Below are 21,516 nucleotides of genomic sequence, written 5' to 3'. Positions count from 1 at the left end.
CGTACCCCGGGACGAGATGTGGTGAGACCTGGTGATGCGGTGAAGCAGTGATGCGGTGACCTGGTGATGCGGTGACGTGACATGGGACGTGTCACCGTCCACTCACCGACACCCCGTCAGCCCCCGCAACCGCAGCCCCGCACCCGCCCTCGACGACACGCCGCGCAACCGGCGTACGTACCCCACCTGACCAGCGGCGATCCCTTCACCCTCGGACGCTGCCCCGCCGGACGGCGGCTACGGCGCCAACGCCTGGCCCCCGATGTCCGCCGCCCCCGCGAGCTGGCCCTGCCACCACGCCTGCGCCTCGGCGTGCCCCATCGCTCCCCACTGCGGGGTCCGTTCCACCTGGGCCCGGCCCAGTCGGCGGGCCAGCGCGACCAGTTCCCGGCCCGCCGCGCCCCGGGCCTCCTGGTAGCCGCGCAGCAGCGCCTCCCACGAGTCCGTCCCGCGCCACGCCTCCTCGAAGGCGCTGGCATCCTGGAGCGCCTTGGCGGCGCCGCTGGTGTTGTGCGGGCGCACCACCGACGCGGCGTCCCCGGCGAGCAGCAGCCGGCCCGCCGTGATGGCGGTCGCCTCCAGGTCGTAGATCGGCTGGACGTACACGTCCTCCGGGGCGGTCAGCCCGAGCGCCCGACCCCAGTACGGCGGGAACTCCTCCTCCAGCAACCGCGCCAGGTGCGAGGCCAGTTCCCCCGTCACCGTGCCCGGCGGGAAGCTCGTCGGGTCGTCCAGCCTCAGCCCGGCCGCGGGCGGCGGGGTGGCGTACAGCACCCAGTTGACGCGCAGCCCGTCCGGACCGGGGATCCGGTAGATCACACAGGTCCCGCCCGGCCAGCAGACCGTCGTCACCGACCCGGGGTACGAGTCCTCGCCGCCGCCGTCCGAATCCAGCAGGCGGGCCTCGAAGTTCCCCCGCCAGCACACGTATCCCGCGTACTGCGGACGGGAGTCCGGGCAGACGGCCTCGCGCACCACCGACCGGTAGCCGTCGGCTCCGACCACGAGGTCGTAGCGCTCCACCGACCCGTCGGCCAGCCTCACTTCACCCTCTGCGCCCACCCCGGCGACGGTCTCGCCCTGCCGGTACACCACCGACTCGGGGGTGGCCTCCCGCAGCCCGCGCCACAGCAGGCCCCAGTGGTACGAGTGGAAAGGGAACGGCTGCTCCCAGATCACCCGGCCGCCCGGCCCCGACGCCGGATCGCGGACCACCCAGCGACGCCGCGCCAGCGGGTGCGCGGGGATCCCGGCGGGCAGCGCCCCGGCCGCGGCGAGCTCGGCGGCCCGGTCGTCATGGACGCACAGCCCGACCCCCCGGTCCGCGAGGCGCCCGCCCGTGCGCTCCAGCACCACCACCCCGCCCGCCCCGGCCCGCGCGGCCGCCGAGGCGAACGCGCACCCCGCGATGCTCCCACCGACGACCGCGACCGTACCGCTGCCCCGCATAGCCGTTCCCTCCACCGCGACGAGTCCTCCGGGGCCCGACACCCTACTGGCGGTCCGGGCTCGGGCGGACCGTACGATTCCGGCCAGGTGCACAACAACGGGGGAACGCATGACCGAAAACCAACGGCCGGGTCGCAGGCGGGGCATCGCGTCCGTCGCGCTGCTGTCGCTCGGAGGGCTCCTGCCGGCCGGGGCGATCCTCTGGGCTTTCCTCGGCACGCCTCCCGCCTATCAGGGACTCCCCCTGAACAGCGACCACATGATGCCCACCTACCGGCACGGCGACCGGGTCCCCGTCGCCATGAACCCGGTGCGGAAGGTCGAACGCGGGGAGGTCGTCCTCGTCCCCACGCCTTGGGGAAACGGCCAGGACTCACTGTTCCGCGTGGTGGCGGTCGGCGGTGACCACATCTCGTTCGCCCCCGGCACGTCCCGGCTGATGCTCAACGACCGGCCGCTCGAAGAGCCGTACCTCATGGACCGCGCGGTGGCGGGGACCGTCCCCTTCGACGTGGTCGTACCGGAAGGCCGGATCTTCCTGATGGGGGACAACCGCGGCAACTCGAACGACTCCTCCTACCACGCCACCGGGGGGACGGACGGCACCGTCGCGGTCTCGGCGGTCCACGCCGAGATCGTCGCGGATCCTGCCGGATACGCCGACATCCGCTGGGTCCTGCCGGTCCTCGCACTGCCGTTCCTGGCCGGGGCCGGTCTGGGAATCTCGGCCCTGGCCGTCCGCAAACGGGCCCCGAAGTGGGTGCCGCAGGCCCCGGTCAGCGGGCCTGCGACTGCCACCTGACCTCTCCGTCGTGCCACTGGTCGGTGGGGGCGAGCCCGGCCGCGGCGGCGACGGCTGCGGACGCGGTGTGGTCGGGGTGGATGTGCGCGACGACGGCGCCCACCCCCTTTGCCCCGAGCCAGTCGACCAGCCCCCGGGCCGCCTCGGTGGCGATGCCGCGCCGCTGCCAGGGGGTCCCCACGACCCAGGCGATCTCCGCGACGGACCCCTCCTCGCCGGTGGAGACCGTCGCCTGGACCGTCCCCGTCAGGCAGCCTTCGGCGTCGAGCCGGATCGCCCAGTTGCACCAGGAGACGGCGGGGTCCGGCGAACCGGCGACCAGCCGTTCGTAGCGCGTGCGCAGGGCCTGCGCGGTGTACGGGGCACCGCCGATGAAGGCGTGCAGGTCCGGATCGGACAGCACCACCGCCATCTCCTCGGCCTGCCCGACCCGCAGCGGCAGCAACGTGAGCCGCCCGGTCCGGATCGTCCCGGCTTCCAGCCCGCTCACGCCGTGGATCCTTGTCACGCCCGAATTCCTCCACCGATGGTGTCGATCATGTCCGTGCGGGCGGAGCACCCGTCCCGGACGGCTCTTCCCCGACCGCTCCGCACAGCCACAGTAGATCCGATGACGCCCCGGTGGGCGCCCGCCGCCACCCCGTTAGGCTGACCCGCATGGATGGGTGGACGGCGCCGAGTTCCATCGAGCGCGAGCTGTACGGGGCCAAGGCGCGCGGGGACTGGCCGGGGTACCTCGACGCCCTCGCCCGCAGCGAGCTGTTCCTGCCGCAGGCCCGCGCGCACGTCGACGCCGAACCCGCCCTCGCCCGGTTCCACCCCGCCCCCGACGGCCGCAGCCTCGCCGTCTACACCCGCGGCATGCTGCCCGCCCCCGATCCGCACACCGTCTACACCCGCCAGTCCCTCGCCTGGTTCGCCAAGGCCTGGGACGAGCGGGACCCGGCCCACCTCGCCGTGAACCCCGGCTCCCCCACCGAGGCCTACCTCACCACCGCCCCGGCCGACCGGGCCCGCTGGCAGGCCCACTCGGACGCCGTCGCCCCGGTGTGGGGCCTGGCCCCCGGAGCCGTGCACTCGCTGCACGCCGGCGGCCCGCTGCACGGGCCCGTCGCGCACGGCCTCGCCGTCGGAGCCCATCTCGCCGTCTCCAACGGGGAGTTCTGGAACGCCCTCGCCTACCACGGCGACGGCTACACCCGCGAGCGCGGACGCCTTCGCGAGTCCTGGGGCATCACCACCGCCGAGGGCTGGCACGGCGTGCTGCGCCGCATGCTCGCCGCCGAGATCGTCAGCCCCGTCTGGGAGTTCGCGCTGCGCGTGCGCCGCGTCCTCGCCTCCGACTTCGCCGGCCCGGTGGACGTGGAGCACTGGCGGCACGCGGCCGCCTCCGCCCTGCGCCGCAGCGCCGAGCGGGCGACCGAACCGCAGCTCACCCCCGACGGGGTCACCGTGGCGGAGCCCCGCCCGACCGCCGAGGTGGAGGGCGAGGTGGCGGGCGTACAGCGGCTCATCGGCCGGATAGCCCGCTACGAGCAGCGCTTCCGCGCCGACGGACTGCTCCCCGAGGACGGCTGGGTCCGCTCCGTCGAGGGCTGGGACCACGGCCGGGCCTCGCAGATGGCCCGGTGGGGCCTGGGCGCCCGCTACGGCACGCTCGAGGACGCCGAGCGCGGCGTCCTGCGCGCCGGGGAGGCGGCGCGCGGGACGTACCGGTCGTGGGAGGAGTTCTCCGCCGGGTACTCGCTGGGGCGGTGCCTGCACTTCGACGAGGAGGAGTTCGGCGACTGGTACACGGGCTCGCTGGCTACGCACCTCACGCTGACCACCGACCCCGCCGGGCCGTGGCTCAACATCCCCTGGAGGGGCTCCGACCCGGCGTAGTCGGACCGGCGGGACGGACAAGTCTTGGCAGGGCTCCGTACCGACGTCGGTCTAAGGCAGCTTCGGCCGCAGGGCCGTCCAGGCGTCGGCCGCCACCGCCAGGGGGTCGGTGTCTGCGAGGTACGGGCGCGCCGGGGCCATGCAGGGGATCAGGTTCTTGACGCGGCGCAGCCGCAGGATGGCGGGGCGCGGCAGGTCCCGCCAGACCGCAGCCTGGGCGGCCGCCTCCCCCGGGGTCATGGCGAGGCGGGCCAGCACGTCCCGGCAGAGGGCCGCCGGGTCCCGGTCCGTGTCGGGGCCGGGGTCGGGGTCGGGGCCCGGTCCGGCCGACGGGCCGAAGGTCTGGAGCAAGTAGGCCCGTACGTAGGGCTGTTCCTCCGGTCGGCCGCCGCGGGCGAGCGCGGCCAGCGCCACCCGGCCCCACCGCAGCCGCATCCCCTCCGGCAGGCCCTCGTCCTGCATCCGGGCCGCCGCCAGGGCCCGCAGCGGGTCCGGATGCGGCTCCTCCAGCAGCGGCGGGCCGGTGGCCAGCCAGGCCTCGACCTCGGCCAGGGCGTGCCCGCCGGGCGGCACGTACGTCAGCACCTGGCCCCGGGCGAGCAGCGCGACCACGGGCCCCGACAGGTGCACCTTCGCCACGTGTCCCGCGTCGAAGGACTCCACCGGGCGCCCGTGCCGCTCGATCCTGCGCAGTGCGGTCCGCTCGTCCCCGACCGCGTAGACCTGCCCGGCCCGCGCGACGCCTCCGACGCAGCGGACCACGCACACGCCGCCCGTGACATCGGCCGCCTCGACGGCGTACACCTGCAATTCGGCGATGGACAACCGGCCCCACCCTTCTCCAGGCGGGGAGGCTACCGTCACTGCGAGGCGGGCTCCAGCACCAGGCGGATCTCCGTGACCTCGTAGCCGGCGCGGGTGAAGGCGGCGGCCATCGGCGCGTTCACGGTGTCCGTAGTGGCGGTGATGCGCTCGGCGCCCTCGGAGGCGTGGAAGCGGGTGATCTCGGCGAGGACCTCGTCGATCAGGCCGCGGCCGCGCAGTTCCGGTACGACGCCCAGGTAGCCGACGTTGCGGTGGTACGGGGTCGCGGACGGGATCGCCAGCCCGGCGAGGGTGCCGTCCGGGAGGTGGGCCAGGCGCCACCAGGAGCGCTCGCCGGGGCAGTCGGTGTAGAACTCGATGTCGTCGCGCGCCAGTTCCTCGGCGTCGATCGTGCGCAGCTCGTTCTGCGTGTGCAGGTCCAGGCTGCCGGCCGCGATGCGGGTGAAGGCGTCGAGGAACTCCTCGTCCGTACCCTCGCGGAAGACCAGTCGTCCAGTGGGCTCGGAGGTCCCGGCGGCCGGGGTCCACTCGAAGCGCAGGCGTTCGATCTCGCGCGTCAGGCCGGACTTGTACGCGGCCTCCTGGCGCCAGGCGACCGCCTCGGCCAGGCCTCCGGGGGCGGTGCGCCAGTCGCGGGGCAGCGAGATGTTGTAGTCGGGGGCCTTCCCGAAGGCCTCGTGCCCGGCGGCGAGCAGCCCGGCGGCGACGGAGGCCGGGTCGGCCACGGAGGCCCGTACGTGGAGGCAGTCGAGGACGCCCGGGCGCTCGCTGTCGGCGCGGCCCCACCACAGGGCGCGGGCCAGGATCTCGCCGGCCTCGTCCTCGGCGGTCCAGATCCACTCGGGGCGCATCTGGTTCGAGGCGAGCTCTTCGCGGACCCTCTCGGCGGTGAAGGCGGGGACGGGGCCGTCGCCGGTGTAGGCGACAGCACGGTCCAGGTGTGCGGGGTCTGCTGCGGCAGAGCGGAATTCCATGGACCGATGATCACACCGTCGAGGGCCCTGACCCAAGGGGTTTCCGGCGCGATCCGCGCAGGTCAGCGCAGGTCAGCGGCGCGGAGCGGCGTTGAGCGGGCGTTCAGCGTGCCGTTCAGCGCAGAGTGACGAGGGACCGGAGGGTGCCGGATTCCAGGTCGAGGGTGCCCTGGAATTCGCCCGAGGAGCGGGTGGCGAGGACCAGCACGGGGCGGCCGTCGGGTCCGGGGAAGGCCCGGGAGAAGCCGAGCACGGCGGCCGGGTTGCTCATCAGCTCGCGCGGCGGGCGCACGCGGCAGCGCCGCGAGCCGTCGGAGTGGTAGACCACGGCGTTGTCGGCGCGGGTGAAGGGGCGGGTGTCCAGGGGCTCGATGACGAGAGTGAACGTTTCGCCGTCCTGGGTCCACGTCAGGGCGTCGCCCACGGGCGGACCGACGGGCCGGTCTGCCCGCTGGTCCTCGGGCCGGTCTTGGGGATCTGGCATGTGGATTCCCTGGGGAACCGGCCTCCGGGGGTCACCCGGAGGCCGGAGCGGGCCGTCAGGACCAGGTGATCAGGCGGCGGGGGTGTTCGAGCACGGCGGCGATGTCCGCGAGGAAGCGGGAGCCCAGTTCGCCGTCGATCAGGCGGTGGTCGAAGGACAGCGCCAGGGTGGTGACCTGACGGGCCTTGACCTTGCCCTTGTGCACCCACGGCTGGAGCTTGATCGCTCCGACCGCCAGGATCGCGGACTCGCCCGGGTTCAGGATGGGCGTTCCGGTGTCGACGCCGAAGACGCCGACGTTGGTGATGGTGATCGTGCCGTTCTGCATGTCCGCCGGGGAGGTCTTGCCCTCACGGGCCGTGGCGACCAGCGAGGACAGCGCCCCGGACAGCTCGGGCAGCGTCTTGGCGTGGGCGTCCTTGATGTTCGGGACGATCAGGCCGCGCGGGGTCGCCGCCGCGATGCCCAGGTTGACGTAGTGCTTGAGCACGATCTCCTGGGCCGCCTCGTCCCAGGACGCGTTGACGTCCGGGTTGCGGCGGATGGCCACCAGGACGGCCTTGGCGATCAGGAGCAGCGGGTTGATCCGCAGACCGGCGAGGTCCGGGTCCTCCTTGAGCTCCTGGACCAGCTTCATCGTGCGGGTCACGTCGAAGGTGATGAACTCGGTGACGTGCGGAGCGGTGAACGCCGATCCGACCATCGCCTGAGCGGTGACCTTGCGGACGCCCTTGACCGGGATGCGGGTCTCCCGCGCGGTTCCCTCGGCCGAGGCCGGGGCCGAAGCCTGGGCCGAAGTCGGGGCCGAAGCCGGGGCCGGCGCCTCGGTACGGACCGGGGCTGCGGCCGGCTCGACCGGAGCCACCGTCTGCGGGGCGATGGCCGCAGCGGCCGCCGCGTGCACGTCCTCGCGGGTCACGATCCCGCCGTCGCCGGTCGGGACCACGGCCGCCAGGTCGATGCCGAGGTCCTTGGCCAGCTTGCGCACCGGCGGCTTCGCCAGCGCCCTGGCTCCGGAGGCCGCCGTGCCGTTCTGGGGCTGCGCCGGGACCACCACGGGCTGCACGGCCACCGGGGCGGCCGGAGCCGCCTGGGCTGCCACGCCCGTGCCGTTCTGCGCGGCGAGGGCCGGCTCCGGCGCCGCCTTGCGCGGGCGGCGCTTCGTGGAGGCCGTGGAGACCCCGTAGCCGACCAGGACGGGCTGACGGGCCGCGGGGGCCTCGGGCTCCGCCTCGGCGGCCGCCGGGGCCGCGACGGCGGCAGCGGCCTCGGCCGGAGCCGCGTCCGCCTCGGCCGTCCGCACCGAGATGATGACCTGGCCGACGTCGACCGTCACGCCCTCCTCGAAGAGGAGCGCGTGCACGACCCCGTCGAAGGGGATCGGCAGCTCGACGGCGGCCTTGGCCGTTTCGACCTCGCAGACGACCTGGCCGTCGGTGACGGTGTCACCGGGCTGGACGAACCACTTGAGGATCTCGGCCTCGGTGAGGCCCTCGCCCACATCGGGCATCTTGAATTCGCGGATGGTCACGGCTCTCCTCAGTACGCCAGCGAGCGGTCGACTGCGTCGAGCACCCTGTCCAGGCCCGGCAGGTACTCGTCCTCCAGGCGGGCCGGCGGATACGGGGCGTGGTAGCCGCCCACGCGCAGCACGGGCGCCTCCAGGTGGTAGAAGCACCGCTCCGTGATGCGAGCGGCGATCTCCGAACCCACACCGAGGAACACCGGAGCCTCGTGCACGACCACCAGTCGGCGGGTGCGCTCCACCGAGGCCTGCAGACCGTCGAAGTCGATCGGGGACATCGAGCGCAGGTCCACGACCTCCACCGACTTCCCCTCCTCGGCCGCCGCGGCCGCCGCCTCCAGACAGACCTTCACCATCGGCCCGTAGGCCGCCAGGGTCAGGTCGGTGCCCGCGCGGGCCACCCGGGACCCGTGCAGGGAGTCCGGGATCGCCTCCGTGTCGACTTCGCCCTTGTCCCAGTAACGGCGCTTCGGCTCGAAGAAGATCACCGGGTCGTCGCTGAGGATGGCCTGCTGGAGCATCCAGTAGGCGTCGCTCGCGTTGGACGGCGAGACCACCTTGAGGCCCGGGACGTGCGCGAACAGCGTCTCCGGGGACTCCGAGTGGTGCTCGACCGCGCCAATGCCGCCAGCGTAGGGAATGCGGATGACGACCGGCATCTTGATCTTGCCGAGCGAGCGCGCGTGCATCTTCGCGAGCTGCGTGACGATCTGGTCGTAGGCGGGGAACACGAAACCGTCGAACTGGATCTCCACGACCGGCCGGTACCCGCGCAGGGCCAGTCCGATCGCGGTCCCGACGATGCCCGACTCGGCGAGCGGGGTGTCGATGACCCGCTCCTCGCCGAAGTCCTTCTGCAGTCCGTCGGTGATCCGGAAGACGCCGCCGAGCTTGCCGACGTCCTCGCCCATGATCAGGACCTTGGGGTCCTGCTCCAGGGCCTTGCGGAGCGAGTCGTTGAGCGCCTTCGCGATGGTGAGCTTCTGTACGGCCATGACGGTCACTCCCCGCCTTCGAAGGACGCGAGGTAGGCGGCGAACTGCGCGCGCTCCTCGTCGACGAGCGCGTGCCCGTCCGCGTAGACGTTCTCGAAGATCGCCATGGTGTCCGGGTCGGGCATCGAGCGCACGACCTCGCGCACCCGCTTGCCGAGTGCCTCGCTCTCCACCTCGAGCTGCTCGAAGTACGCCTCGTCGGCGCCTCCGGTGGCCAGCAGGTGGGCCTTCAGGCGCAGGATCGGGTCCTTGGCCTCCCAGGCCGCCGTCTCCTCGTCGCGCCGGTACTTCGTCGGATCGTCCGAGGTGGTGTGCGCGCCCATGCGGTACGTGAAGGCCTCGACCAGCGTCGGGCCCTCGCCGCGGCGGGCCCGCTCCAGCGCCCAGCGGGTCACCGCGAGGCAGGCCAGGACGTCGTTGCCGTCGACGCGGACGCCCGGGAAGCCGAAGCCCTTCGCGCGCTGGTAGAGCGGCACGCGCATCTGGCGCTCGGTCGGCTCGGAGATCGCCCACTGGTTGTTCTGGCAGAAGAACACCACGGGGGAGTTGTAGACGGCGGAGAAGGTGAAGGCCTCCGCCACGTCGCCCTGGCTGGACGCGCCGTCGCCGAAGTAGGCGACGACGGCCGAGTCGGCGCCGTCCTTGGCCACGCCCATCGCGTACCCGGTCGCGTGCAGCGTCTGGGAGCCGATGACGATCGTGTACAGGTGGAAGTTGTTGGTGGTCGGGTCCCAGCCACCGTGGTTCACACCGCGGAACATGCCGAGCAGGTTGGTCGGGTCGACCCCGCGGCACCAGGCCACGCCGTGCTCGCGGTAGGTGGGGAAGACGTAGTCGTCGTCCCGCAGGGCCCGGCCGGAGCCGATCTGCGCGGCTTCCTGCCCGAGCAGCGAGGCCCACAGGCCCAGCTCGCCCTGGCGCTGGAGCGCCGTGGCCTCGCCGTCGAAACGGCGGGTCATGACCATGTCGCGGTAGAGGCCGCGCAGGTCTTCGGTGGTGATGTCGGCGACGTAGGGGGCGAATTCCGCGATGTCGGGATGGTCCGCGACCTCGACCCGTTCCCCCTCGGGCGTCAGCAGCTGTACGAGCTGGGGTTCGGCGTCATCATGCGTCTGCGCGGTGGCGGCGGCGGCCTTGGCGGCGCTCGCCGCGCCTGCCTGCCGCTTGGTGCCGCCGCTGCGGCGCGGCTTGCGCGCGGCAGTGCTCTCCACGGTCACGATTGCTCCTCCGTCGGTCCGGCACCCGGGTTCTCCGGGGACCAGTGCGGCTCACCTGCATCTCTGCCCGCGCACGGGGTGGGTGCGCTTCGGGCTTGGGATTCAGGCGTGACAGGTGCCCCGGCGAGTGCCCTGCGCAATGCACGTTACCCAGTGCGTCGCATAACTGCGAAACCCCGTTTGACCTGCGATTTTGCTTGGATTTCCAAGTAAATCGGCGGAAGCGGGAACAACCACTGGTCACAGCCTTGCAGGGGGCCGGAACAACGGCACGTTATCCCGGCCTTCATCTTCATGGAAGGGCTTGAGTTCTGGGCCTTCCGGCGGTAACAGGAACCCGGCACCCGCCCCGGATCCACCCCGAATCCACCCCGGATCCACCCCGTGCGCCCACAACACTCCGGCTTGCTCCGATTGCACCCGGTCCGCCCTCAAAAGCGCCTCTTGGGACACTTCGAGGCTAGGATGGGGGCTGGACAAGGGGCCATCCCATTGCCACAACCGGCTCTTTGTCCGCTGAGTCGCCGTCGGCACGTGCCCGGGGACGCACAACCACTCGGACGGGTAGTCGATGAGCGCACAAGACGGTCAGGCAAAGATCAAGGTTTTCCTTCTGGACGACCACGAAGTGGTGCGTCGGGGTGTTCACGAACTCCTGTCGATGGAGGACGACATCGACATCGTCGGTGAGGCCGGCACCGCCGCCGACGCGCTGGTCCGCATTCCCGCCACCCGACCCGACGTGGCCGTGCTCGACGTCCGCCTGCCCGACGGGAGCGGCGTGGAGGTCTGCCGCGAGGTGCGCTCGCAGAACGAGGACATCAAGTGCCTCATGCTCACCTCGTTCGCCGATGACGAAGCGCTGTTCGACGCGATCATGGCGGGCGCCTCGGGCTACGTGCTGAAGGCGATCCGCGGCAACGAGCTGCTCAACGCCGTACGCGACGTCGCGGCCGGCAAGTCGCTGCTGGACCCCGTCGCCACGGCCCGGGTGCTGGAGCGGCTGCGCGACGGCAAGAACGGCAAGGGCGACGACCGGCTCTCCAACCTCACCGAGCAGGAGCGCAAGATCCTCGACCTGATCGGCGAGGGCCTGACCAACCGCGTGATCGGCGAGCGGCTGCACCTGGCCGAGAAGACGATCAAGAACTACGTCTCCAGCCTGCTCTCCAAGCTGGGCATGGAGCGACGCTCCCAGGCCGCCGCGTACGTGGCCCGCCTCCAGGCCGAGCAGCGCCGGTAGGCCCATTTCGGTCACGCACCGTGACGCCCCGTGGATGCACGATTCCACGGGGTGTTCTGTTTAATTCGGGACTAACGTCCCCGATGTGCGGGGCGGGCTCCTCTTTTCCGGCACGGTGTCGGTACCGGAAAGTGGGTGACATGTCCCCAGAGGAACTCCACGCCATCGAACTGCTGCGCCGGGTGCCGTACGGCCGAGTCGCCACCAGCATGCGCGCGCTGCCCTTCCTCGCCCTCGCCCGCCACATCGTGGTGAACGGCAAGGTCGTCCTGAGAATGCACGCCGGATTCGGATACCACCAGGCCTGCAACGGCAGCGTGGTCTCCTACGGCGCCGACAACTTCAACTCCGCGGAACCCCGGCTGTGGTCCGTGCAGATCACCGGCACGGCCAACATCGTCGAACCCACCACCGCCGAACTGGAACTCTTCGGCCCCGGTCCGCACTTTATCGACGGCGCGGTCTTCGACCCGGTCTACATGCGCGTCGAGCCCCAGCTCGTCACGGTCCACACCCTCGCGGGCAATATGGACCGGCAGTACCAGCACGCACTCTGAAAGACCCGCGGGGACTTTGGTCCCGACGGCGAACGGCCCGGCGGCCGGTTGGATTCAACCGGCCGCCGGGCCGTTCGCGTTGCTCAGGGTCACTGCTCCGGGTCGGGATTCGCAGGGTCCGTCGGCGTCGGCTTCGGGGTCGGGCTCGGCGACGTCGGCTTCGACTTCGTCGGCGTGGGGACCGGCGTCGGAGTCGGGCTGGGCGTCGGCGTCGGACTCGGCGAATAGCTCGGAGAGAACTTGCTGCGGCTCGGCGACGGCGAGTAGTCGTACGAGTGCGAGCTCTCCGGCGTCCGGGACGGCGGAGTGTCCGGGGTCGCGCTGTTCGACGGACCGCTCGACGAGGACGAGGAGGACACCGTCGTCGACGGTCCCTCCTTCTGGCCGCCCTTGCCTCCGACGCCGCTCATCGCGTACGCCACGCCACCCGCGACCGCGATCACGGCGAGGACCGCGAACAGCCACAGCTTCCAGCGGCCGCCGCCGGGCCGGTCGTCGTAGCCGTCGTACCCGTCGTAGCCCCCGTGCCCGCCCTGACCACCGTGGCCGCCGTGGCCGCCGCCGCCCGGGAAGGCCGAGCCGTCGTCCGGGTTCAGCGGGGGCACCATCGGCTGCTGGAACTGCGAGGTCGACGCGTGCGAGTTGTACTGGGGCTGGCCGCCGTTGCCCGGCATCGGCATCGCGGTGGTCTGCGAGGGGCCGCGGCCGTGCGGCAGCGCCATGGTGACCGGGCCGGTGTTCCAAGTGCCGGTGTTCGGCCCCTGGTCGTGCAGCATCTGGAGGGCGTACTGGACGAGCCCGCGCATCTCCTCGGCGCTCTGGAACCGGTCGTCCGGGTCCTTGGCGAGGGAACGCATGACGAGCCCGTCGAGCTCGTGCGGGATGTGGTGGCCCTCGGGCAGCTGGGACGGCGGGATCGGCGCGTCCTGCACGTGCTGGTAGACCACCGACAGCGGGGTCTCCCCGGTGAAGGGCGGCCGCAGCGCGAGGAGTTCGTAGAGCAGACAGCCCGTCGCGTACAGGTCGGAGCGGTGGTCCACGGCCTTGCCGAGGGCCTGTTCGGGCGACAGGTACTGCGGCGTGCCCATGACCATGCCGGTCTGGGTCATCGTCGACTGCGCGCCGTGCAGGGCGCGCGCGATGCCGAAGTCCATCACCTTGACCGCGCCGGCGTCCGTGATGATCACGTTGGCGGGCTTGATGTCACGGTGCACGATGCCGTGCTGGTGCGAGTACGCGAGCGCTTCGAGCACGCCGGAGACGATGATCAGCGCCTGGTCGGGGCCCGGGGCCTCGGCGCTGATCAGCAGGTCGCGGATGGTGCGGCCCTCGACCAGTTCCATGACGATGTAGGGGACGACGCTCGGGCCGACCCGGTCCTCGCCCGAGTCGTACACGGCGACGACGGCATGGTGGTTGAGGCCCGCGACCGACTGCGCCTCGCGCGTGAAGCGGGCCTTGGACACGGGGTCCTCGGCGAGGTCCGGGCGCAGCAGTTTGACGGCCACGGTCCGGCCGAGCCGGACGTCCTCGGCGGCGAAGACCTCGGCCATGCCGCCGCGTCCCAGACGGTGGGTCAGCCGGTAACGGCCGTCTCCCACCAGCCCGCCCGCGCCCCAGTGCTCAGGACCCTCTGCCATCCCGGCGCCGCTTCCCTCGGGTTCGGGTGCCATCAGTCCTCACCGTCGTCTGTCTCGGCCGCCGCTCAGCGGTAGGTCCTCATCGTCTGCTCCGATGAACGCTACAGCCTCGGAACCGGTCACCGTTCGGACGAGACGCCCGGTGGCCTTGTGGTCACGGAACGGGAACCTGGCTTGACGTGTGCTTGCCCTCCGGCAGACTGAGCCCGACATGCGCCCGGCCAGAGGCGTGGGGACACATCCCGAGGGGAAGCAACAGTCATGAGCCAGGACGGCACTCAGGGCCAGTACGCGGGCGGCTCTTTGGCCGGTGGCCGTTACCAGCTAAGGGATTTGCTCGGTGAGGGCGGCATGGCGTCCGTCTACCTCGCCTACGACTCCGCGCTCGACCGCCAAGTCGCCATCAAGACCCTGCACAGCGAACTCGGCCGCGAGGCCTCCTTCCGCGAGCGCTTCCGCCGCGAGGCCCAGGCTGTAGCGAAACTGTCGCACACGAACATCGTCTCGGTATTCGACACGGGCGAGGGCGTCGTCTCCTTCGCGGACCCCTCCGCGGCCGACGGCGGGGTCATGCCGTACATCGTCATGGAGTACGTCGAGGGGCGGCCGCTCGGCTCGGTCCTGGACGCGGACATCAGGCAGTACGGGGCGATGCCGGCCGACAAGGCGCTGAAGGTGACCGCCGACGTGCTGGCGGCTCTGGAGAGCAGCCACGAGATGGGCCTGGTCCACCGCGACATCAAGCCGGGCAACGTCATGATGACGAAGCGCGGCGTGGTCAAGGTGATGGACTTCGGCATCGCGCGGGCCATGCAGTCGGGGGTCACCTCGATGACGCAGACCGGCATGGTCGTCGGCACCCCGCAGTACCTCTCCCCCGAGCAGGCGCTCGGCCGGGCGGTGGACGCCCGCTCCGACCTCTACTCGGTCGGCATCATGCTCTTCGAGCTGCTGACCGGGCGGGTCCCCTTCATCGCGGACTCGGCGCTGGGCATGGCGTACGCGCACGTGCAGGAGGAGCCGGTCGCGCCCTCCTCCATCAACCGCTCGGTCACCCCGGCCATGGACGCGCTGGTGGCGCGGGCCCTGAAGAAGAACCCGAACGAGCGCTTCCCCACCGCCGCGGCCATGCTCGACGAGGTCGCGCGGGTGGCGGGCGCCGGGCACACCGGGGCCCCGGTCATCGTCCCCGGCTCGCACCCGACCGGCAGCGGGGCCGGGGTCGGCTCGGCGGTGTTCCCGCCGGTGGACTCGGGCCTGCAGGCGCCGCATTCGGTGCAGCAGCCGTACCAGCCCCCGCAGACCCCGGCGCCGTCCCCGTACGCTCCGACGCCCGCGCCGAACCCGGGCGCGTACGGGTACCCGCAGCAGCACGCGCAGCCCCAGCAGTACCAGACCCCGCCGCCGGCCCAGCAGGCCTTCGGGGCGCCGACCCCGGCGCCGTACGCGGCCGCGTCGCAGGGCGCGCAGACCTCCGTCGGCGGGGGCTCGCCGAAGAGGAACGTCCGGGTGATGTGGGGCGCCATCGCGGTGTCGCTGGCGGTCGTGGGCGGACTGGTCTACGGGCTGCTCCCGGACGGCAAGGACGACAAGGCCGGCCCGCCGGCCAACGGGCCCTCCGCTTCGGGTTCCGCCAAGGCCTCGCCGAAGGCCTCGCACAAGGGGCCGGACACCTCGCGCGTCATCGACGACAAGAAGTGCAAGGAGCCCCAGAAGGACCTCAACGACGCGACCAAGGTGCAGGCGCCGGACTTCCGGTACATCAACGTCGTCTCGGTGAAGGCCTGCATCCGGGCCGCTGGCTGGAAGTACGAGGAGAAGCCCCGCGACGAGGCGGTCTACGGCGAGGCGACGGTCGTCGAGCAGTCGCCCGCGGAAGGCTCCAAGATCGACCCGAAGGAGACCACCTTCATCCTGTACGTGTCCACGGGCGACCCCGAGTAGGCGACGCGCAGCAGGCGACCCGCGACAGGGCCGTTTGCCTCAGGGGCATCCCGTACGGGCCGTACGAGATGCCCCTTTTGTCCATTTATGTAAATCTGAGTGCGTGACATATGCCCGCGCGCTGCGCTGGACCGCCGGGGCAGCGTTGGCGTCCGCCGCGCTGCTGGTCACGGCGCCCGCGAACGCCGGGCCGGCGCCCGCCCCGTCCTTCGCTTCGCCGTCGGCCACGCCGACCGCCGCGTCGACCGCCACGCCGGTCACCGCACCCGCCGCCGCATCCGTCACCACGCCCGACTACGCACCCGCCACCGAACCCTCCGCTGAACCCGCACCCGCTTCGTCCGCTTCGCCCGCGAGCGCCGTCGCCGCCTCCGGCTACGCGCCGGACCGGGGCTTCGAGGAGCTCGCCGGGAGCGCCGCCGGGGCCGGGCGGGAGCGGCCGGGGCTTGCAGCCACCGAGCCCGCCAATCCCGAGACCGTCCTCGCCGCCCGGCCCGTCCCGGCCCTCCCGCGCACCGAGCCCGTCCGGACGGCCCCCGAGGTCCCCTCCGTCCCGGCCCCGGTCAGCGCGGTCGGGACCGAGCCGAACGAGCGGGCCGCCGACCTCGCCGCGCAGATACTGCCCCTCGGAACCGGATTCGCCCTGATGGGGCTCGGTTTCGGCTTCATGGGGATGCGGCTGCGCCGGGGCCGCTGACTCCCCCTCAGGACCCACGGATCCCCGCCCTCCCCCTTGCGGCGTAGCCCACAGGATGGTTGCGGTGATCGACATACTCGGTATACATACTGAGTATGTCCATTCGTCACGGCCTTCTCGCCCTGCTGGAACGGGGCCCCCGGTACGGCTCCCAACTGCGCACCGAATTCGAGTCCCGCACCGGTTCCACCTGGCCGCTCAACGTCGGGCAGGTGTACACCACGCTCGCCCGCCTGGAGCGGGACGGCCTCGTCGCCCCCGGCGGCGAGGACACCGCCGGGCACACCCTTTACGCCATCACCGACACCGGACGCGCCGAACTGCGCGAGTGGTACGAGCGCCCCGTCGACCGGGCCAACCCACCCCGCGACGAGCTCGCCATCAAGCTCGCCATGGCCGTCGGCGCGCCCAACGTGGACATCCGCGCCGTCATCCAGTCCCAGCGGCACGCCACCGTCCAGGCCATGCAGGACTACACCCGGCTCAAGGCCCAGGCCCTGACCGCCATCGAGAGCGGTCGGACCGGCGAACGCGACGACATCGCCTGGCTGCTCGTGCTGGAACAGCTGATCTTCCAGACCGAAGCCGAGGCCCGCTGGCTCGACCACTGCGAGACCAGGCTCGTACGGCTCTGGGCGAGCGGGGAGCTCGCCGGGGCCGAGCCGGACCGGGCCGGCCCTCGGACGGCCGACGGGGAACCGCCCGGGGAACCCACCAGGGAACCCGCCGCCGCCACGACCATCCCGACCACCGACCGGATGCCCCGCGCCGCCCGCACGCGGCGGGGCTGACCACCGCTCATGTTCCAGGGGGGGACCCTTCATGCCCGACCAGCCCGTACTGCAGCTGGACCAGCTCGTCCGCACGCACGGCAGCGGCGCCACCGAGGTGCACGCCCTGCGCGGAATCAACCTCTCCGTGTACCCCGGCGAACTCGTCGCCGTCATGGGCCCCTCCGGGTCCGGCAAGTCCACGCTGCTCACCCTCGCCGGGGGCCTCGACACCCCCAGCAGCGGCCGGGTGATCGTCGAAGGGACCGACATCACCACCGCCGGCCGCAAGCAGCTGGCCGCGCTGCGCCGCCGCAGCATCGGGTACGTCTTCCAGGACTACAACCTGATCCCGGCCCTCACCGCCGCCGAGAACGTCGCACTGCCGCGCGAGCTCGACGGGATCTCCGCCCGCAAGGCCCGCGTCTCCGCGATGGCCGCCCTGGAGGAGATGGGCCTGTCCCACCTCGCCGACCGGTTCCCCGACGAGATGTCCGGCGGACAGCAGCAGCGCGTGGCCATCGCCCGCGCCCTCGTGGGCGACCGCCGCCTCGTCCTCGCCGACGAGCCGACCGGCGCCCTCGACTCGGAGACCGGGGAGTCCGTACTCGCCCTGCTGCGCTCGCGCTGCGACGCGGGTGCGGCCGGGGTCCTGGTGACGCACGAGCCGCGGTTCGCGGCATGGGCCGACCGCGTGGTGTTCCTGCGCGACGGCAGCGTCGTGGACGAGACCCTGCGCAGCCACGCCGACTCCCTGCTCACCGGGCAGGCGGGCAACCAGTGATCTCCACGTACCACTCCTGGATCGCGGCGATCCGGATCGCCCGCCGCGACGCCTGGCGCTCCAAGGGCCGCAGCGCCCTCGTCCTGGCCATGATCGCCCTGCCGATCGTCGGCGTCAGCGCCGCCGACCTCACCGTGCGCAGCTCCCAGCTCACCGCCGAGCAGCGCGCGGACCGACTGCTCGGCGCCGCCGACGCGCGGGTCGGCGACGCGCACATGAACGGCATTCCCCTCTACCAGTCGCCCGACGGCAAGAACTACGCCCCGGTCGGCGGGTACGACAAGATCAACCAGAACGGCGGCTTCCAGGACACCGGGAACACCCCGCCCCCGCTGCCGCCCGGCGCCGAGTCCACCCGCGACAGCACCGCCTACGCCAAGGTCCGTACCCGGTACGGGATCCTCTTCACCGAGATGCGCGAGGTGGACACGGCCAGCCCGCTGACGAAGGGTCTGTGGAAGCTGGACCGCGGCCGGCTGCCGCAGGCGGCCGGCGAGATCATGGCCACCAACGCCTTCCTGGAGGAGTCCGGTTACTTCGTCGGCTCCACCGTGACCCCGCGGGATTCCGCGATCTCCTACAAGATCGTGGGCGCCTACGAGCTGCCCGACGCGCTGAAGCAGTCACAGCTGATCGCCCCGCCCGGGAGCCTGTTCGCCCCGCTCGAAAAGGCCGGAGAGGCCTCCGGCGGCAACGAACTGCGCGCCCAGCACTCCTACCTGGTCAAGGTCGGCGGCGATGGTTTCACGTGGAACGTCGTCAAGCAGGCCAACGCCAAGGGCCTCGTGGTCGAGTCGCGCGCCGTCCTGCTCAACCCGCCGGCCGATGCCGACGTGCCGCTCTACCAGCAGGAGCCCAAGAACAACTGGAACAGCGACGCGATCCTCGGCAAGACCGAACTCGCCATCCTGTCCACCGTCGTCGGCCTCGCCATGCTGGAAATCTGCCTGCTGGCCGGACCCGCCTTCGCGGTCGGCGCCCGGCGCTCGCGCCGCCAGCTCGGCCTCGTCGGCGCCAACGGCGGCGACCGGCGCCACATCCGGGCCATCGTGCTCTCCGGCGGCCTGGTCATCGGCGCCGCGGCCGCCGTCATCGGCACCGCCATCGGCCTGAGCCTCACCTTCGGTCTCCGGCCGGTCCTGGAAGCCCAGATCGGCAAGCGTTTCGGCGGCTTCGAGATCCGCCCGCTGGAGCTCGTCGCCATCGGCCTCATCGCCGTCCTGACCGGGCTGCTGGCCGCCATCGTCCCGGCCGTCACCGCCTCCCGGCAGACCGTGCTCGCCTCCCTCACCGGCCGCCGCGGCGTACGCCGGTCCAACCGGGTCCTGCCCGTCCTCGGCCTGATCGCCGTCGCGGGCGGCGCCGCCATCGCCCTGTACGGCACGGTCTCCGGGATGGGCTCCATGGTCGTCGCGGGCGGCAGCGGCATCGCCGAACTCGGCATCGTCGCCCTCACCCCCGCCCTCGTCGGCCTGTTCGGGCGGGCCGGCCGCTGGCTGCCGCTGTCGCCCCGGCTCGCGCTGCGCGACTCCGTCCGCAACCGGGGGCGTACGGCACCGGCCGTGGCCGCCGTACTGGCCGCCGTCGCCGGCACCGTCGCCGTCGCCACCTTCCAGCACAGCCACGAACTCCAGGCACGGTCCGAGTACGTCGCCCAGTTGCCCTTCGGGACCGGCCTCCTGGAGACCCACGACAGCGCCGCCTACCGGGACGTACCCGCCGCGCGCCTCGCGCTGGAGAAGGACCTCCGGCTGGGCGTACGGGCCGACGTGGACAGGGTCGCCATCGGCAAGCCCGGCTGCTCCCCGTACTCCGTCGGCCGGGGCTGCGGACGGGCCGAGATCATCATCCCGAAGGACCAGCGCTGCCCCCTCTACACGACCAAGGAAGGCCCCAGCGCCTTCACCCTGGAACAGCGCAAGGAGCTCAGCGCCGACTGGCGGTGCGCCCGGGAGAACATGGGCGTCCAGTACCCCCTGGTCATCGCGGACGAGAAGCTGCTCTCCGTCCTGGCCGTCACCGATCCGGGCGCGGTGTCCGCGCTGAAGTCGGGCAAGGCCGTCTCCTTCGCCAGGCAGAACGTGAAGGACGGAAAGGTCACCGTGCGGGTGATCACCACCGAGACCCCCGGCAGCGGTTCGGAGCCCGGTGAGGAACCGCCGGGCGAGGACAAGGTGTTCGCCGCCTACACGCTGCCCGAATCGGAGAAGGGCTACGGCCTGAAGCTGGTGCTGCCGCCTTCGGCCGCGAAGAACGCGGGCCTGACCACCGCCCCCTTCGGTTCGTACTTCACCCTCGACGGCGGGGCCACCTCCGAGCAGCTGCAGCGGGTGGACGGCGCCCTCGACAAGATCGGCGTGGACGCCTCGGTGCGCGTCGAGAAGGGCTACGAGGGCAACGACAGCCTGATCATGCTCGCCCTGACCGTCTTCGCCGGTCTGGTCACCATCGGCGCTGCCGGCATCGCCACCGGGCTGGCCCAGGCGGACGCCGAAGCCGACCTCAAGACCCTGGCGGCGGTCGGCGCCCCGCCCAGGGTGCGGCGCACGCTCAGCGGCTTCCAGTGCGGGGTGGTCGCCCTGATGGGCGTGGTCCTCGGCTCGGCGGCCGGGATCCTGCCCGCGGTGGGCCTGCGGCTCACCGAGCGGCAGGCCGCGGCCGACATGGTCCGCAGCAGCATCGAGCACGGCTACGCGGAGACCGTGCCGTACATCCCCATCGCGATTCCGTGGGCCACGCTGGGCGGCCTGCTGATCGTGGTCCCGGTCGGCGCCGCACTGCTGGCGGCCCTGGTCACGCGTTCGAGCGGGGCCCTCGCCCGGCGCGAGGTCTGACGGCTGCCGGACGGCACCGCGGCGGCATCCGGCGGATGTTGGTGCCCCCGCACAGGGTGGATCACGCCTGTGCGGGGGCACACCGTGTGAAAGCGAAGGTGTGCGAGAGAATGACGGCATGGAGATGCCGAGGAGTGAACGGTCGCAGGACAGCCCCCCGCCCGGCCTGATCGTGGGGCAGGACGGGATGCCGGTCGGCGGCGCCGATGACGAGTCGCGCGAGGTCCCGGTGACGGAGATGGTCGAACAGCCCGCCAAGGTCATGCGGATCGGCAGCATGATCAAGCAACTCCTGGAAGAGGTCCGCGCCGCGCCTCTGGACGAGGCCAGCCGGGTCCGTCTCAAGGACATCCATGCCGCGTCGGTGAAGGAGCTGGAGGACGGTCTGGCTCCCGAGCTGGTGGAGGAACTGGAGCGCCTGTCCCTTCCCTTCACCGAGGAGGCCATCCCCTCCGAGGCCGAACTACGGATCGCACAGGCCCAGTTGGTGGGCTGGCTGGAAGGCCTGTTCCACGGCATCCAGACGGCCCTGTTCGCGCAGCAGATGGCCGCGCGGGCCCAGCTGGAACAGATGCGCCGGGCCCTCCCGCCCGGTTCTTCCCACGAGGACGACGACGAAGGCCCCCACGGAGCCATCCGCTCGGGCCCGTACCTGTAGTGCTGTGACCGGATAGCCCCACCCCTGTCCACCCCTCCGGGGCCGGACTCACCCCGCGGTGAGTCCGGCCCCGGAGTCGTCTTCCGACGCCGGAGCCGTCCCCCGGCTCCGAAGTCGTCCCCCGGTCCCGGAGCCGTCCCCCGGTCCCACGGGCGGGGTCGGGGACCGGGCCCCGCCCGTGGCCCCGCCAACCGGCCCGCGGAGCGAACCGCCCGACCTCACCGCCGGTCCGTA

At 72.2% G+C, this 21,516-nt stretch carries 19 protein-coding genes; 10 read left to right on the top strand and 9 right to left on the bottom strand.

Annotation, left to right across the window (positions count from 1 at the left end; genetic code table 11):
• Positions 1-237: 237 nt before the first annotated feature.
• Complete coding sequence (locus AC3IYJ_RS20490) at positions 238-1,464, bottom strand: FAD-dependent monooxygenase (protein WP_489396230.1); 1,227 nt, start codon at positions 1,462-1,464, stop codon at positions 238-240.
• Positions 1,465-1,558: 94 nt separating this feature from the next.
• On the opposite strand from AC3IYJ_RS20490, the gene lepB reads away from it, so the two are divergent.
• On the top strand, positions 1,559-2,251 hold the full coding sequence (gene lepB / locus AC3IYJ_RS20485) for a signal peptidase I (RefSeq protein WP_489396229.1): 693 nt from the start codon (positions 1,559-1,561) through the stop codon (positions 2,249-2,251).
• Here the strand turns inward: lepB and AC3IYJ_RS20480 are convergent.
• On the bottom strand, positions 2,226-2,741 hold the full coding sequence (locus AC3IYJ_RS20480) for a GNAT family N-acetyltransferase (RefSeq protein WP_489396228.1): 516 nt from the start codon (positions 2,739-2,741) through the stop codon (positions 2,226-2,228). The two genes, lepB and AC3IYJ_RS20480, sit on opposite strands and share 26 nt — an antisense overlap.
• A gap of 167 nt (positions 2,742-2,908) precedes the next feature.
• Between AC3IYJ_RS20480 and AC3IYJ_RS20475 the strand changes: the two genes are divergently transcribed.
• Positions 2,909-4,135 carry a DUF1266 domain-containing protein gene (locus tag AC3IYJ_RS20475; protein WP_489396227.1) on the top strand — a complete coding sequence of 409 codons (1,227 nt, stop codon included), beginning with the start codon at positions 2,909-2,911 and terminating at the stop codon, positions 4,133-4,135.
• A gap of 51 nt (positions 4,136-4,186) precedes the next feature.
• Here AC3IYJ_RS20475 and AC3IYJ_RS20470 read toward each other — a convergent pair whose 3' ends face one another.
• The 6 genes from AC3IYJ_RS20470 to pdhA form a co-directional block, all read right to left on the bottom strand.
• Positions 4,187-4,960: a hypothetical protein gene (locus tag AC3IYJ_RS20470; protein ID WP_489396226.1), complete on the bottom strand. Its 774-nt coding sequence runs from the start codon at positions 4,958-4,960 to the stop codon at positions 4,187-4,189.
• Positions 4,961-4,995: 35 nt separating this feature from the next.
• Positions 4,996-5,934: a GNAT family N-acetyltransferase gene (locus AC3IYJ_RS20465; RefSeq protein WP_489396225.1), complete on the bottom strand. Its 939-nt coding sequence runs from the start codon at positions 5,932-5,934 to the stop codon at positions 4,996-4,998.
• Positions 5,935-6,049: 115 nt separating this feature from the next.
• On the bottom strand, positions 6,050-6,418 hold the full coding sequence (locus AC3IYJ_RS20460; RefSeq protein WP_489396224.1) for a hypothetical protein: 369 nt from the start codon (positions 6,416-6,418) through the stop codon (positions 6,050-6,052).
• A gap of 55 nt (positions 6,419-6,473) precedes the next feature.
• Positions 6,474-7,928, bottom strand: coding sequence for a dihydrolipoamide acetyltransferase family protein (locus tag AC3IYJ_RS20455; RefSeq protein ID WP_489402872.1), 1,455 nt, complete (start codon positions 7,926-7,928; stop codon positions 6,474-6,476).
• Between the two features lie 29 nt (positions 7,929-7,957).
• Positions 7,958-8,938 (bottom strand): alpha-ketoacid dehydrogenase subunit beta, encoded by a 981-nt coding sequence (locus AC3IYJ_RS20450; RefSeq protein ID WP_489396223.1) that lies wholly within the window; start codon positions 8,936-8,938, stop codon positions 7,958-7,960.
• Positions 8,939-8,943: 5 nt separating this feature from the next.
• A complete protein-coding gene (gene pdhA / locus AC3IYJ_RS20445) occupies positions 8,944-10,155 on the bottom strand; it encodes a pyruvate dehydrogenase (acetyl-transferring) E1 component subunit alpha (RefSeq protein WP_489396222.1) in 1,212 nt (403 codons plus the stop codon).
• Between the two features lie 571 nt (positions 10,156-10,726).
• On the opposite strand from pdhA, the gene AC3IYJ_RS20440 reads away from it, so the two are divergent.
• Together AC3IYJ_RS20440 and AC3IYJ_RS20435 are read left to right on the top strand one after the other, a co-directional pair.
• A complete protein-coding gene (locus AC3IYJ_RS20440; protein WP_330297500.1) occupies positions 10,727-11,398 on the top strand; it encodes a response regulator transcription factor in 672 nt (223 codons plus the stop codon).
• A gap of 140 nt (positions 11,399-11,538) precedes the next feature.
• Positions 11,539-11,955 (top strand): pyridoxamine 5'-phosphate oxidase family protein, encoded by a 417-nt coding sequence (locus tag AC3IYJ_RS20435; RefSeq protein ID WP_489396221.1) that lies wholly within the window; start codon positions 11,539-11,541, stop codon positions 11,953-11,955.
• An 89-nt stretch (positions 11,956-12,044) separates the two neighbouring features.
• Here the strand turns inward: AC3IYJ_RS20435 and AC3IYJ_RS20430 are convergent, their stop codons facing one another.
• Positions 12,045-13,628 (bottom strand): protein kinase domain-containing protein, encoded by a 1,584-nt coding sequence (locus tag AC3IYJ_RS20430; RefSeq protein ID WP_489396220.1) that lies wholly within the window; start codon positions 13,626-13,628, stop codon positions 12,045-12,047.
• 228 nt (positions 13,629-13,856) lie between these two features.
• Between AC3IYJ_RS20430 and AC3IYJ_RS20425 the strand changes: the two genes are divergently transcribed.
• The 6 genes from AC3IYJ_RS20425 (at position 13,857) to AC3IYJ_RS20400 (ending at position 21,282) form a co-directional block, all read left to right on the top strand.
• Positions 13,857-15,539 carry a protein kinase domain-containing protein gene (locus AC3IYJ_RS20425; RefSeq protein WP_489396219.1) on the top strand — a complete coding sequence of 561 codons (1,683 nt, stop codon included), beginning with the start codon at positions 13,857-13,859 and terminating at the stop codon, positions 15,537-15,539.
• Positions 15,540-15,642: 103 nt separating this feature from the next.
• A complete protein-coding gene (locus AC3IYJ_RS20420; protein ID WP_489396218.1) occupies positions 15,643-16,236 on the top strand; it encodes a hypothetical protein in 594 nt (197 codons plus the stop codon).
• Between the two features lie 95 nt (positions 16,237-16,331).
• Positions 16,332-17,027 carry a PadR family transcriptional regulator gene (locus AC3IYJ_RS20415; protein ID WP_489396217.1) on the top strand — a complete coding sequence of 232 codons (696 nt, stop codon included), beginning with the start codon at positions 16,332-16,334 and terminating at the stop codon, positions 17,025-17,027.
• 31 nt (positions 17,028-17,058) lie between these two features.
• Positions 17,059-17,790: an ABC transporter ATP-binding protein gene (locus AC3IYJ_RS20410; RefSeq protein WP_489396216.1), complete on the top strand. Its 732-nt coding sequence runs from the start codon at positions 17,059-17,061 to the stop codon at positions 17,788-17,790.
• Entirely contained in the window at positions 17,787-20,624 is a 2,838-nt protein-coding gene (locus AC3IYJ_RS20405) for an ABC transporter permease (RefSeq protein ID WP_489396215.1), read from the top strand. Before AC3IYJ_RS20410 ends, AC3IYJ_RS20405 begins: the two co-directional genes overlap by 4 nt.
• A 118-nt stretch (positions 20,625-20,742) precedes the next feature.
• A complete protein-coding gene (locus AC3IYJ_RS20400) occupies positions 20,743-21,282 on the top strand; it encodes a bacterial proteasome activator family protein (RefSeq protein ID WP_330297492.1) in 540 nt (179 codons plus the stop codon).
• Positions 21,283-21,516: the final 234 nt, after the last annotated feature.

It is taken from the genome of Streptomyces sp. GL_140 (genome assembly GCF_057834465.1).
The sequence above is the reverse complement of the archived record's forward strand: the minus strand, read 5'-3'. Positions and strand labels throughout refer to the sequence as shown.

Bases quoted from the DNA above. Each gene is read 5' to 3' on its own strand.
- AC3IYJ_RS20400 (WP_330297492.1), top strand. From the start codon at position 20,743: ATGGAGATGCCGAGGAGTGAACGGTCGCAGGACAGCCCCCCGCCCGGC.
- AC3IYJ_RS20475 (WP_489396227.1), top strand. From the start codon at position 2,909: ATGGATGGGTGGACGGCGCCGAGTTCCATCGAGCGCGAGCTGTACGGG.
- lepB (WP_489396229.1), top strand. From the start codon at position 1,559: ATGACCGAAAACCAACGGCCGGGTCGCAGGCGGGGCATCGCGTCCGTC.
- AC3IYJ_RS20410 (WP_489396216.1), top strand. From the start codon at position 17,059: ATGCCCGACCAGCCCGTACTGCAGCTGGACCAGCTCGTCCGCACGCAC.
- AC3IYJ_RS20430 (WP_489396220.1), bottom strand. From the start codon at position 13,628: ATGGCACCCGAACCCGAGGGAAGCGGCGCCGGGATGGCAGAGGGTCCT.
- AC3IYJ_RS20425 (WP_489396219.1), top strand. From the start codon at position 13,857: ATGAGCCAGGACGGCACTCAGGGCCAGTACGCGGGCGGCTCTTTGGCC.
- AC3IYJ_RS20465 (WP_489396225.1), bottom strand. From the start codon at position 5,934: ATGGAATTCCGCTCTGCCGCAGCAGACCCCGCACACCTGGACCGTGCT.
- AC3IYJ_RS20450 (WP_489396223.1), bottom strand. From the start codon at position 8,938: ATGGCCGTACAGAAGCTCACCATCGCGAAGGCGCTCAACGACTCGCTC.
- AC3IYJ_RS20455 (WP_489402872.1), bottom strand. From the start codon at position 7,928: ATGCCCGATGTGGGCGAGGGCCTCACCGAGGCCGAGATCCTCAAGTGG.
- AC3IYJ_RS20435 (WP_489396221.1), top strand. From the start codon at position 11,539: ATGTCCCCAGAGGAACTCCACGCCATCGAACTGCTGCGCCGGGTGCCG.
- AC3IYJ_RS20440 (WP_330297500.1), top strand. From the start codon at position 10,727: ATGAGCGCACAAGACGGTCAGGCAAAGATCAAGGTTTTCCTTCTGGAC.
- AC3IYJ_RS20460 (WP_489396224.1), bottom strand. From the start codon at position 6,418: ATGCCAGATCCCCAAGACCGGCCCGAGGACCAGCGGGCAGACCGGCCC.
- AC3IYJ_RS20415 (WP_489396217.1), top strand. From the start codon at position 16,332: ATGTCCATTCGTCACGGCCTTCTCGCCCTGCTGGAACGGGGCCCCCGG.